General features: G+C 70.2%; 12 protein-coding genes. 10 read left to right on the top strand and 2 right to left on the bottom strand.

Features of this window, described 5'->3' with window-relative positions; all coding sequences use genetic code 11:
- The first annotated feature begins 81 nt into the window (after positions 1-81).
- The 3 genes from ACFY8W_RS32190 to ACFY8W_RS32180 all read left to right on the top strand — a co-directional run bounded on the left by ACFY8W_RS32190 (position 82) and on the right by ACFY8W_RS32180 (position 3,040).
- Positions 82-1,215, top strand: a complete 1,134-nt coding sequence (locus tag ACFY8W_RS32190) for a site-2 protease family protein (RefSeq protein ID WP_391113374.1) — start codon at positions 82-84, stop codon at positions 1,213-1,215.
- Positions 1,216-1,233: 18 nt separating this feature from the next.
- Positions 1,234-2,121, top strand: a complete 888-nt coding sequence (locus ACFY8W_RS32185; protein WP_019884997.1) for a tRNA (adenine-N1)-methyltransferase — start codon at positions 1,234-1,236, stop codon at positions 2,119-2,121.
- Positions 2,122-2,470: 349 nt separating this feature from the next.
- Positions 2,471-3,040 carry a hypothetical protein gene (locus ACFY8W_RS32180; RefSeq protein WP_391112949.1) on the top strand — a complete coding sequence of 190 codons (570 nt, stop codon included), beginning with the start codon at positions 2,471-2,473 and terminating at the stop codon, positions 3,038-3,040.
- Positions 3,041-3,072: 32 nt separating this feature from the next.
- Here the strand turns inward: ACFY8W_RS32180 and ACFY8W_RS32175 are convergent, their stop codons facing one another.
- Positions 3,073-3,384 (bottom strand): ferredoxin, encoded by a 312-nt coding sequence (locus ACFY8W_RS32175; protein ID WP_391112946.1) that lies wholly within the window; start codon positions 3,382-3,384, stop codon positions 3,073-3,075.
- Positions 3,385-3,626: 242 nt separating this feature from the next.
- Here ACFY8W_RS32175 and arc point away from each other — a divergent pair, with 242 nt between their 5' ends.
- From arc to prcA, 6 genes are all read left to right on the top strand, one after another.
- Complete coding sequence (gene arc, locus ACFY8W_RS32170) at positions 3,627-5,393, top strand: proteasome ATPase (RefSeq protein WP_391112943.1); 1,767 nt, start codon at positions 3,627-3,629, stop codon at positions 5,391-5,393.
- Positions 5,394-5,558: 165 nt separating this feature from the next.
- Complete coding sequence (gene dop / locus ACFY8W_RS32165; protein ID WP_391112939.1) at positions 5,559-7,070, top strand: depupylase/deamidase Dop; 1,512 nt, start codon at positions 5,559-5,561, stop codon at positions 7,068-7,070.
- Between the two features lie 145 nt (positions 7,071-7,215).
- On the top strand, positions 7,216-7,428 hold the full coding sequence (locus tag ACFY8W_RS32160; protein WP_175439096.1) for a ubiquitin-like protein Pup: 213 nt from the start codon (positions 7,216-7,218) through the stop codon (positions 7,426-7,428).
- A 63-nt stretch (positions 7,429-7,491) separates the two neighbouring features.
- The gene (locus ACFY8W_RS32155; RefSeq protein ID WP_391113371.1) at positions 7,492-8,067 is read left to right on the top strand and encodes an endonuclease domain-containing protein; all 576 of its coding nucleotides are present in this window, start codon (positions 7,492-7,494) and stop codon (positions 8,065-8,067) included.
- The gene (gene prcB, locus ACFY8W_RS32150; RefSeq protein WP_391112936.1) at positions 8,019-8,858 is read left to right on the top strand and encodes a proteasome subunit beta; all 840 of its coding nucleotides are present in this window, start codon (positions 8,019-8,021) and stop codon (positions 8,856-8,858) included. The genes ACFY8W_RS32155 and prcB overlap by 49 nt, the downstream gene beginning before the upstream one ends.
- Positions 8,859-8,905: 47 nt before the next feature.
- Positions 8,906-9,658 carry a proteasome subunit alpha gene (gene prcA, locus ACFY8W_RS32145; protein ID WP_384414579.1) on the top strand — a complete coding sequence of 251 codons (753 nt, stop codon included), beginning with the start codon at positions 8,906-8,908 and terminating at the stop codon, positions 9,656-9,658.
- Positions 9,659-9,835: 177 nt separating this feature from the next.
- On the opposite strand, the gene ACFY8W_RS32140 is transcribed toward prcA, so the two are convergent.
- Complete coding sequence (locus tag ACFY8W_RS32140) at positions 9,836-10,855, bottom strand: substrate-binding domain-containing protein (protein ID WP_391112933.1); 1,020 nt, start codon at positions 10,853-10,855, stop codon at positions 9,836-9,838.
- Between the two features lie 124 nt (positions 10,856-10,979).
- Between ACFY8W_RS32140 and ACFY8W_RS32135 the strand changes: the two genes are divergently transcribed.
- The gene (locus ACFY8W_RS32135; protein WP_391112930.1) at positions 10,980-12,311 is read left to right on the top strand and encodes an MFS transporter; all 1,332 of its coding nucleotides are present in this window, start codon (positions 10,980-10,982) and stop codon (positions 12,309-12,311) included.
- Positions 12,312-12,316: the final 5 nt, after the last annotated feature.

The following is a 12,316-nucleotide window of genomic DNA, read 5'->3' as shown; positions in this document are numbered from 1 at the left end:
GCGGCCCGGCGACGAGAGGAACCCGTGAACCAGGACGAGTCCAAGCCGCAGCGGACCGAGGAGCCAGGCGGTGGCATCCTCATGGGCCGCCCCTTCGGCGTGCCCGTCTACGTCGCGCCCAGCTGGTTCCTCGTCGCCGCCCTCATCACCTGGGTCTTCGGCGACCAGATCGAGCGCGTCCTGCCCGAACTCGGCGCCGCCCGCTACCTCGTCTCGCTGTTCTTCGCCATCGCCTTCTACGCCTCCGTGCTCGTCCACGAACTGGCCCACACCCTCGCCGCGCTCCGCTTCAAACTCCCGGTGCGCCGCATCCAGCTCCAGTTCTTCGGCGGCGTCTCCGAGATCGACAAGGAGACCGAGACCCCCGGCCGCGAGTTCGTCCTCGCCTTCGTCGGCCCGCTGCTCTCCCTCGTCCTCGCCGGACTCTTCTACCTCAGCCTCTATGCGGTCGAGCCCGGCACCGTGCCCGGCGTACTGCTCGGCGGACTGATGATCTCCAACCTGATCGTCGCGGTCTTCAACCTGCTGCCCGGCCTGCCCCTCGACGGCGGCCGGATGCTCCGCGCCGTCGTCTGGAAGATCACCGGCAACCCGATGAGCGGCACCGTCGCCGCCGCCTGGGTCGGCCGCGCCCTCGCCGTCACCGTCCTCATCGGACTGCCCCTGCTCACCCGCACCGGCTGGCTCGGCAACTCGCCCGACGACATCTCCGGCTTCACCACCGTCACCGACGCCCTGCTCGCCGCGATCCTCGCCGCGATCATCTGGACCGGCGCCGGCAACAGCCTCCGCATGGCCCGGCTGCGCGAACACCTCCCCGAGCTGCGCGCCCGCGCCCTCACCCGCCGCGCCATCCCCGTCGAGCCCACCACCCCGCTCTCCGAAGCCCTCCGCCGCGCCAACGACGCCGGCGCCCGCGCCCTCGTCGTCGTCGACGGCCACGGCGCACCCACCGGGATCGTCCGCGAGACCGCCATCGCCGCAGTCCCCCAGCACCGCCGCCCCTGGGTCGCCGTCAGCGCCCTCTCCCAGGACCTCGTCGACGGCATGAAGGTCCCCGCCGAACTCACCGGCCAGCCCCTCCTCGACCACCTCCGCGCCAGTCCGGCCACCGAATACCTGGTCGTCGAGGAGACCGGCGAGATCTACGGCGTGCTGTCCACCGCCGACGTCGAGAAGGCCTTCGTCAAGGCCATGGCACGACCCTCCTCGTAACACCGGTACCCTGTTCACATGTCCGAACCGACCGGTGCCGCCCGCCGTCGCGGGCCCTTCAAGGTCGGGGACCAGGTCCAGCTCACCGACCCCAAGGGACGCCACTACACGTTCACGCTCGAGGCCGGGAAGAACTTCCACACCCACAAGGGGTCCTTCCCGCACGACGAGCTGATCGGTGCTCCCGAGGGCAGTGTTGTCCGTACCACGGGAAACGTCGCCTACCTTGCGCTGCGCCCCCTGCTCCCCGACTACGTCCTGTCCATGCCCCGCGGCGCCGCCGTGGTCTACCCCAAGGACGCGGGGCAGATCCTGGCCTTCGCCGACATCTTCCCCGGCGCCCGCGTCGTCGAGGCGGGTGTGGGCTCCGGCTCGCTGAGCTCCTTCCTGCTGCGCGCCATCGGGGACAGCGGCATGCTGCACTCCTACGAGCGCCGCGAGGACTTCGCCGAGATCGCCAAGGGCAACGTCGAGCGCTACTTCGGCGGCCCCCACCCCGCGTGGCAGCTGACCGTCGGCGACCTCCAGGACAACCTGTCCGACACCGACGTCGACCGCGTCATCCTCGACATGCTCGCCCCCTGGGAATGCCTGGAGGCCGTCTCCAAGGCGCTCGTCCCCGGCGGCATCCTGTGCTGCTACGTGGCCACCACCACGCAGCTCGCCCGCACCGTGGAGTCCATCCGCGAGTTCGGCTGCTACGCCGAGCCGCAGCCCTGGGAATCCATGATCCGCAACTGGCACGTCGAGGGTCTGGCCGTGCGCCCCGACCACCGCATGATCGGTCACACCGGCTTCCTCGTCACCGCCCGCCGCCTCGCGGACGGCGTCGAGCCCCCGATGCGCCGCCGCCGACCCGCCAAGGGCGCCTACGGCGAGGACTACGAGGGCCCCAACAAGGGCTGACGCCCCCGCAGGGCTGACGCCCCGACAACGCAACGGTGCCGCCGCCGAGTTCCCGCCCCAGGGCGCGGAAGTCGACGGCGGCACCCTCATGTTCGGAGCCGAGCAGAGCCGAGTCAGGCCGAGTCAGGCCGAGCAGAGCCGAGTCGGGCCGAGCCGAGCGCGGCGGGTCGGGCCGAGCCGAGCGCGCCGGGTCGGGCCGAGCCGTCCGGCCGTACCACCCGCGCGCCCCCCCGTCACGCCGCGCGCCGGCCCGTAACGCCGGAGCCGACCCCGCCTGTTCCGCACTCCTGTGACGTGTGGCACGATGCCCGCAACTCCTTCCGCACCACCCTCACAGGAGACTTCTCGCGTGCAGACCTCCGCCGTCACGGACCTCGCGCACACCCACGCCCGCCCGGTGCACTGGCTGACCACCGCCACCGCCATGGCCGCGGTCGTCGCCCTCGCCGGCCTCCTCCAGCCCGACCCCGCCGGAGCCGCCGGCGCGCACGGCGCACCCGCCCCACGGCCCGCCCCCGACGCCGACACCGCCCGCTTCCCCCTGGAATGCGGCGGAAACCCGAGCACCATCGCCCAGCGGGCCACCGGCGACCTCGACGGCGACGGAAACCCCGAAACCGTCGCAGTCGTACACTGCGAAGCCGGCTCCGGCACGCCGCCCAGCGGCATCTACGTCCTCACCCACGGCAAGGGAACCGGCACACCCGCGGCACGCGTCGTCGCCACCCTCGTCGAACCCTCGCAGCAGAAGAACGTCAGCGGCTTCACCGTGAGCGGCGGAGCGGTCCACGCCACCCTGCTCGGCTACTCGACCCCCGACGTCCCCAGCTGCTGCCCCGACCAGCACGAACAGGTCAGCTGGCGCTGGCAGGGCGGAACCTTCGTCCGCACCGCCCAGAACCAGGCACGCGCGGTCTGACCGGCCGGGCCCACAGGCCCGTCACCACACCGTCACTCCGCGTCGGGCCCGTACACCTCGACGCCGTCGCCGACCCGGCGCACGTGGATGCAGTCGCCCGGACACTCCTTCGCGGAGTCCACCACGTCCCGCAACAGCGGCAACGGCACCGGCGTCGTCGCCCCCGGCTCCTGCAGCAGCTCGTCGTCCGCACTCTTCACATACGCGAGCCCGTCGATGTCGAGCTCGAAGACCTCGGGAGCGTACTGCGCGCAGATCCCGTCCCCGGTGCACAGGTCCTGGTCGATCCAGACCTCCAGCGCCTCGTCGGCGCCCGCCGCCGGGGCCTCGTGCTGCACGGTCATATCTCCTGCCGTTTCTTCTTCGCGTCGGTAAGTCGGGCAAACCCTGACGGGTGTTGACCCCCCACGACGATACAACCGGGCGCTTTTGCCGCGCCCCCCGGTGGGTATTCCCCTGGCGTGAGGGGAAGCGCAAGGGTGAAGATCGGACACACCCCACAGTCTTTTTGATCTAGGGGTTTCAATCATCACCCACCCAGGTAGGGTCAGGAAGCGTCCAGCTCCCCTTGGAGGAGGTGAGGACCGTGGCAGCCCACGACGACGACATCAACCGCGGCATCCGGCCGGGGCGGGGGTCTGAGGACCCCGCCGGCCAGGTTGCCTATCTCGAGCAGGAAATCGCCGTCCTGCGCCGCAAGCTCGCCGACTCTCCGCGTCACACGAGGATTCTCGAGGAGCGGATCGTCGAGCTGCAGACGAACCTGGCCGGCGTGTCCGCTCAGAACGAGCGACTCGCCAATACGCTCCGTGAGGCCCGCGACCAGATCGTGGCCCTCAAGGAGGAGGTCGACCGGCTCGCCCAGCCGCCGGCCGGCTTCGGTGTCTTCCTGCAGGCCAACGAGGACGGCACGTGCGACATCTTCACCGGGGGCCGCAAGCTCCGGGTGAACGTCAGCCCCGGAGTCGAGCTCGACGAGCTCAGGCGGGGCCAGGAAGTCATGCTCAACGAGGCGCTCAACGTGGTCGAGGCCATGGAGTTCGAGCGCGCCGGGGACATCGTCACCCTCAAGGAGATCCTCGAGGACGGCGAGCGCGCCCTGGTGATCGGCCACACCGACGAGGAGCGGGTGGTGCGGCTCGCCGAACCCCTCCTCGACATCACCATCCGCCCCGGCGACGCCCTCCTCCTGGAACCCAGGTCGGGATACGTCTACGAGGTGATCCCGAAGAGCGAGGTCGAGGAACTCGTCCTCGAAGAGGTCCCGGACGTCGACTACGACAAGATCGGCGGCCTGGGCAACCAGATCGAACTGATCCGCGACGCGGTCGAGCTCCCGTACCTCTACCCCGACCTCTTCAAGGAGCACGAACTCCGGCCCCCCAAGGGCATCCTGCTCTACGGCCCGCCCGGCTGCGGCAAGACGCTGATCGCGAAGGCCGTCGCCAACTCCCTTGCCAAGAAGGTCGCCGAGGTCACCGGCCAGCCCGCGGGGAAGTCCTACTTCCTGAACATCAAGGGCCCCGAGCTCCTCAACAAGTACGTCGGCGAGACCGAGCGGCACATCCGCCTCGTCTTCCAGCGTGCCCGGGAGAAGGCGAGCGAGGGCACCCCCGTCATCGTCTTCTTCGACGAGATGGAATCCCTCTTCCGCACCCGCGGCTCCGGAGTCAGCTCGGACGTGGAGAACACCATCGTCCCCCAGCTGCTCGCCGAGATCGACGGCGTGGAAGGCCTGGAGAACGTCATCGTCATCGGCGCCTCCAACCGCGAGGACATGATCGACCCCGCGATCCTGCGACCCGGCCGGCTCGACGTCAAGATCAAGATCGAGCGCCCGGACGCGGAAGCGGCCAAGGACATCTTCGCCAAGTACCTCACGGCCTCGCTCCCGCTGCACGCCGACGACCTCGCCGAGCACAGCGGATCCAAGGAAGCCGCCGCCCACGGAATGATCCAGTCCGTGGTCGAGCAGATGTACGCGGAATCCGAGGAGAACCGCTTCCTCGAGGTCACGTACGCCAACGGCGACAAGGAAGTCCTCTACTTCAAGGACTTCAATTCCGGCGCGATGATCCAGAACATCGTCGACCGGGCCAAGAAGATGGCCATCAAGGCCTTCCTCGACCACGACCAGAAGGGCATCCGCGTCTCCCACCTCCTCCAGGCCTGCGTGGACGAGTTCAAGGAGAACGAGGACCTCCCCAACACCACCAACCCGGACGACTGGGCCCGCATCTCCGGAAAGAAGGGCGAGCGGATCGTCTTCATCCGCACCCTCGTCACCGGAAAGCAAGGCGCGGACACCGGCCGCTCCATCGACACGGTGGCCAACACCGGACAGTACCTGTAGTGACGCGCACCGGCTGCGGATGTCCGGAAACCGGGCATCCGCAGCCGTCGCTTTCCACTCACCCAATCGCATTCGATCTCCCCGTACGCGCGCGGCCGCTCTAGGCTCGTGGGTACCGCCGAATCACGCACAGTGCGGGGGTCGGCGCCGGGCAAGGAGGGCCGCATGACCGTACGGCGCGTTATGGGCATCGAGACGGAGTACGGGATCTCCGTCCCGGGGCACCCCAACGCCAATGCCATGCTCACCTCGTCCCAGATCGTCAACGCCTACGCGGCGGCGATGCACCGGGCGCGCCGCGCCCGCTGGGACTTCGAGGAGGAGAACCCGCTGCGGGACGCCCGCGGCTTCGACCTCGCCCGCGAGGCCGCCGACTCCAGCCAGCTCACCGACGAGGACATCGGCCTCGCCAACGTCATCCTCACCAACGGCGCCCGGCTCTACGTGGACCACGCCCACCCCGAGTACAGCGCCCCCGAGGTCACCAACCCCCGCGACGCCGTCCTCTGGGACAAGGCCGGCGAGCGGATCATGGCCGAGGCCGCCGAACGGGCCGCCCAGCTGCCCGGCGCCCAGCCGATCCACCTCTACAAGAACAACACCGACAACAAGGGCGCGTCCTACGGCACGCACGAGAACTACCTGATGAAGCGGGAGACCCCCTTCTCGGACATCGTGCGCCACCTGACGCCGTTCTTCGTCTCCCGCCAGGTCGTCACCGGCGCCGGCCGCGTCGGCATCGGCCAGGACGGCCGCGAGCACGGCTTCCAGATCAGCCAGCGCGCCGACTACTTCGAGGTCGAGGTCGGCCTGGAGACCACGCTCAAGCGCCCCATCATCAACACGCGCGACGAGCCCCACGCCGACGCCGAGAAGTACCGGCGCCTGCACGTGATCATCGGGGACGCCAACCTCTCCGAGATCTCCACCTACCTCAAGCTCGGCACCACGGCGCTCGTCCTCTCCATGATCGAGGACGCCTTCATCACCGTCGACCTCGCCGTCGACCAGCCCGTACGCACCCTCCACCACGTCTCCCACGACCCGACCCTCCAGCACCTGATCACGCTGCGCAGCGGCCGGACACTCACCGCGGTGCAGCTCCAGATGGAGTACTTCGAGCTGGCCAGGAAGTACGTGGACGAGCGGTACGGCTCGGACGCCGACGAGCAGACCAAGGACGTCCTGGTCCGCTGGGAGGACACGCTCAACCGGCTCGAGAACGACCCCATGAGCCTGGCCGGCGAACTGGACTGGATCGCCAAGCGGGAGCTCATGGAGGGCTACCGCAGGCGCGACGGCCTGGACTGGGACGCCGCCCGGCTGCACCTGGTGGACCTCCAGTACGCGGACGTACGCCCCGAGAAGGGCCTGTACAACCGTCTGGTGGCCCGAGGGCGCATGAAGCGCCTCCTGGACGAGCCGACGGTGGAACGGGCCGAGACGAGCCCTCCTGAGGACACCAGGGCCTACTTCCGCGGCCGCTGCCTGGAGCAGTACGCGGACGACGTGGCCGCCGCGTCCTGGGACTCGGTGATCTTCGACCTCCCGGGCCGCGACTCGCTCCAGCGCGTCCCGACCCTGGAGCCCCTCCGGGGTACCCGGAACCACGTGAAGGAACTCCTGGACCGCTGCCGGACGGCCGAGGAACTGGTCCGCGTCCTTTCCGGCGGCTGAGGCGGCTGAAATGCCCGGGCACTGGGAATCATGAGACCAGTGCCCGGACGTTGCGGAAACTACAGGGCCGATGTCAGTCCCGGCTTGTAGGGTCGGATCTTGTACAGACCCACACGAGCGGGCCGATTCGAGCGGGGTGAGGTTTATGGCGACCAAGGACACCGGCGGCGGACAGCAGAAGGCGACGCGTTCCACCGAAGAGGTCGAGGAGACCACGGCGGAGGCGAGCTCCGACCTCAAGGAACGCCAGGAGAAGCTGAGCGACGACGTGGACTCCGTCCTGGACGAGATCGACGACGTCTTGGAGGAGAACGCCGAGGACTTCGTGCGGTCGTTCGTGCAAAAGGGTGGCCAGTAAGGGCATTTGACCTTCGAATCGAAGGCGAGTGGGGGGCTCGTGGTCAATTCGGTGCCGCAAGGCATGAAGCGGTGTTCGCGTTGTCGACGGGTCCAAACCAAAGACGCTTTCGCTGGCAACCGCGCGATGCGGGACGGATTGCAGGCGTACTGCCGAGAGTGTCAGGCCGCGCACTACAAGGCGCGCCAGGAGGCGGCGGGGCGGACGGTGCGGGTCAAGGTGCCCGTGCCGTCTGGCCACAAGCGGTGCCCGCAGTGCAAAGAGATCAAGCCGCACTCCGAGTGGGAGCGGAACAAGACCAGCTCGGATGGTTGGTCCAGCTACTGCCGGGCGTGCCGGGGGCAGCGCAATCGGGCCGGCTACTTCAAGCGGAAGTACGGCATCACTGAAGCCGAACGCGATCAGATGATCGCCAGCCAGGGCGGTGTCTGCGTGATCTGCCAGGACGGTCCGGCGGAGCATGTGGATCACGATCATCGGACGGGTAAGGTCCGAGGCGTGCTGTGCTTCAGCTGCAACGCGGCGCTGGGGCAACTCAAGGATCGGCCGGACGTCATCAGGCGTGCAGCCGCTTACGTGGAAGGAAACCTGTGGAACCCAACACTCGTAGCACAGGGCGTCTACCGGCAGCCTTCCTGACGCCGGGCTCGTCCTCCTTCATGGACTTCCTCTCCGACCACTCGCCGCAGCTGCTCCCGGGCAACCGGAAGCTTCCCGAGGGGATCGTCGAGGCGCCGCACGGGACGACCATCGTCGCCGCGACCTTCCCCGGCGGGGTCGTGCTCGCCGGTGACCGGCGGGCGACCATGGGGAACATGATCGCGCAGCGGGACATCGAGAAGGTGTTCCCGGCCGACGAGTACTCCGCGGTCGGCATCGCCGGCACGGCCGGCCTCGCCGTGGAGATGGTGAAGCTGTTCCAGCTGGAGCTGGAGCACTTCGAGAAGGTGGAGGGCGCGACGCTCTCCCTGGAGGGCAAGGCCAACCGCCTGTCCACGATGATCCGCAGCAACCTGGGCATGGCCATGCAGGGCCTGGCCGTCGTGCCGCTCTTCGCGGGCTGGGACGAGGGCAAGGAGAAGGGCCGGATCTTCTCCTACGACGTCACCGGCGGCCGCTCCGAGGAGCACGGTTACGCCGCCACCGGCTCGGGCTCGATCTTCGCGCGCGGGTCGATGAAGAAGCTCTACCGGGACGACCTGACCGAGCAGCAGGCCACCACGCTCGTGGTCCAGGCGCTGTACGACGCGGCGGACGACGACTCGGCGACCGGCGGCCCGGACCTGGCGCGCAGGATCTTCCCGATCGTCACCGTCATCACCGACGAGGGCTTCCGCAGGCTCACGGAGGCGGAGTCCTCCGAGCTGGCCCGGTCGGTCACCGAGCGGCGTCTGGAGCAGCCCGACGGGCCGCGCGCCGCTCTGCTCTGACCACTCGTCGACCTCTGTTGAAGCCCAGAAGAAAGGGACGGTAGCCGGTGTCCACGCCGTTCTATGTCTCACCTCAGCAGGCCATGGCCGACCGGGCCGAGTACGCCCGCAAGGGCATCGCCCGCGGCCGTAGTCTCGTCGTCCTCCAGTACGCCGACGGCATCGTCTTCGTCGGCGAGAACCCGTCCCGCGCGCTGCACAAGTTCAGCGAGATCTACGACCGGATCGGTTTCGCCGCCGCCGGCAAGTACAACGAGTACGAGAACCTGCGGATCGGTGGTGTGCGCTATGCCGATCTGCGGGGTTACACCTACGACCGTGACGACGTCACGGCCCGTGGTCTGGCGAACGTGTACGCCCAGACGCTGGGCACGATCTTCTCCAGCGCGGGTGAGAAGCCGTACGAGGTGGAGCTCGTCGTCGCCGAGGTCGGAGCGGAGCCGGAGGGTGACCAGATCTACCGGCTGCCGCACGACGGATCGATCGTGGACGAGCACGGCTCGGTCGCGGTCGGTGGCAACGCGGAGCAGATCAGTTCCTTCCTGGACCAGCGGCACCGCGACGGCATGTCGCTCGCCGAGGCGTTGAAGCTGGCCGTGCAGGCGCTGTCCCGGGACACCAACGGCAGTGAGCGGGAGATCCCCGCGGAGCGCCTCGAGGTGGCGGTCCTGGACCGTACGCGTCCGCAGCAGCGCAAGTTCAAGCGGATCGTCGGCCGGCAGCTGAAGCGGCTGCTGGAGGCGGACGACGCGGCGGTGGCGAAGACGGACGACCCGTCGGACGAGGCCGCGGAGGAGTAGGCCGCGGAGGAGGTTCCGTCGTCAGGCGTTCGAGGCCCTGGTCCGCTGCGGCGGGTCGGGGCCTTCGTCGCACCCGGGTGCGGTCCGCCATATCCGGGTGTTCGTCGTACCCGGGTGCGGTCCGCCGTATCCGGGTGTTCGTCGTGTCCGGGGTGCGGTCCTCGCTCTCCGGTGCGGTCAGACGGCCGGAGCGGGGCCCGAGGAGCCGCGGACCATCAGTTCGACGGGGAGTTCGACCGGCTCGGGCCGTTCGCCGGCGAGGGCGGCGAGGAGTGCGGTCATGCCCCGCCCGCCGAACTCCTCCGCGGGCAGTCGCACGGTGGTGAGTTCCGGCTCCAGCGCGGTCGAGAGGGCCATGTCGTCGAAGCCGGTGACCGAGAGGTCCTCCGGGATCCGCAGGCCGAGCCGGCGAGCGGCCTTGAGGACGCCGGCCGCGAGGATGTCGTCGTCGCAGATCACCGCGGTGGGCCGGGCGCCGGGGGCGGTGAGCGCCAGGTTGGCGGCCTCCCGCGCGTCGGCGACGTTCAGTGGAGCGCGGGCGGTGCGCAGCTCCGTTCCGTGCAGGGCCTCGGCGAGGGCGGCGGCCCGTACGTCGAAGGTCCAGGACGGGACCGCTGATGCCAGGTGGAGGAAGCGGCGGTGGCCGAGGCCGAGCAGATGGCTCGTGACCCGGCGCATGCCGTCGGCGACGTCGAGGTTGACGTGTGCGGCGGCGCTGCGGTCGGCGGGGTCGCTGTCGAGCATGACGAGGGGCAGGTCGGTGCCCTGGAAGGCCTTGAGGGCGTCGGTGGCCATGGAGGAGGCGATGACGCCGTCCAGGGAGGCCGGTGCGGAGGCGAAGGGGTCCTTGGCGGGGCCGATGCCGTCGGGGGAGGGGTACAGGACGACGCCGAAGCCGTGCCGGGCGGCCTCGGCCGCGGCGCCGGTGTAGACGTGGGCGAAGAACTCGTTCGTGAGTGCGGGGACGACGAGGAGGACGGTGCGGGTGCGGCCGAGGCGCAGGTTGCGGGCGGCGAGGTTGGGCCGGTAGCCGAGCTGCTGTGCGGCGGTGCGGACCGACTCGGCGGTGCGCTCGGAGACGCGGCCGCGCCATTTGTCGCCCAGGACGAGGGAGACCGTGGCCTGGGAGACTCCGGCGGCCCGGGCGACGTCCCGGCTGGTGGGCCGAGTGGCGGCGGGCTGTTCCGGCGTGTGCACTGGAGCCTCCGGGTCGGGAACGGATCGGGCACGCGGGGTGGACCGCCGTGCTGTCGTCATGGTACGTATGACTCCGGACGTTATACGTAAAACCTCGGGCGGAGGCCCCGGGAGGGGAGCGATCATGGCCACCGAGGCCAGGGCGAGCGGCGGCTATCTCGACATCCTGCGTGCCCCGCACGCCGCGCGCCTGCTGACCGGCACCCTGGTCGGCCGGCTGCCGAACGGCACCGGCCCGGTCGCCATCACCGTCTTCACCCGCGCCGAGGGCGGCAGCTACAGCCTGGCCGGCGGCCTCATCGCCGCCTACGGTCTCGCCACCGCCGTCGGACAGCCCCTGCTGGGCCGTGCCGTCGACCTCAAGGGCCAGCCCCGCGTCCAGCTCCCCGCCGCCGTGATCTCCGCCCTCGGCATGGCGGCCCTGGCCGTCACCGGCATCGGGAACCTGTGGCTCGCCTATGCGGCCGTCCTGGTCGCCGGGCTCTTCACCCCGCCACTGGAGGGCGGGCTGCGCGCCCTGTGGCCGAGCGTCCTGGGCCGCGAGGACCGGGTCCACCGCGCGTACGCGCTGGACGCGGTCGCCCAGGAGGTCATGTTCACCGTCGGGCCGCTGCTGCTCACCCTGCTGGTGTCGCTCTGGTCGCCCGCCTCCGCGCTCCTGGTCATCAACCTGCTCGGCGTCCTCGGCGCCCTGTCGGTCGTCGTCTCCAAGCCCTCCCGCGCCTGGCGCTCGGCGCCCCGCGAGGCGCACTGGCTGGGCGCGCTCCGCTCGCCCGGACTCCTGGCGCTGCTCGCCTCGTTCTTCTTCGTCGGTCTCGCCCTCGGCTCCATCACCGTCGCCGCCGTCGCGTACGCGGACGACCGCGGCAACGAGGCCGTGTACGGCTGGCTGATGGCCGCCCTCGGCCTCGGCGCCCTCGTCGGCGGCGTGGCCTACGGCGCCCGTCAGTGGGCCGGTGCGCCCGAGCGGCGGCTGCGGGTCCTGGTGCTGCTGCTGGCGCTCGGCTACCTGCCGCTGCTGCTGGTGCCCGGGCCGGCCGCCATGACCGCCCTCGCCGCCCTCTCCGGGGTGTTCCTGGCTCCCGCCATCGCCTGCGCCTTCATCGTGGTCGACCGGCACGCGCCGCGCGGCACGGTCACGGAGGCGTTCTCCTGGCTCGTCACCACCTTCGGTGTGGGCGCCGCGCTCGGCTCGGCGGTCTCCGGGCCCGCCGTCGAACTGGCGGGGACCCCGGCCGGTTTCGCCGTGGCCGGCGTCGGCGGAGTCGTCGCCTTCCTCGTGCTCCTCGCGACCGGCCGCGTACTCGGCCCGCCCACAGGGTCGCGACACGCCGTCAGCGGGGGTGCCGCGGACGGCGGGGCCGGGGCCGGGTCGGCCGAAAAGAACACGCACTCATCGGAAAATGATCGAAACGGGGCCGTCGAACCCGGTTTCAGCTCGGGCCTTCAGGCGTAATGTTC

Origin of the sequence: Streptomyces sp. NPDC012637 (assembly GCF_042954805.1) — a bacterium.
In the GTDB taxonomy this organism is placed as follows: domain Bacteria; phylum Actinomycetota; class Actinomycetes; order Streptomycetales; family Streptomycetaceae; genus Streptomyces.
Note: the sequence above shows the minus strand (reverse complement) of the source record. Positions and strands in the feature narration are given on the sequence as shown.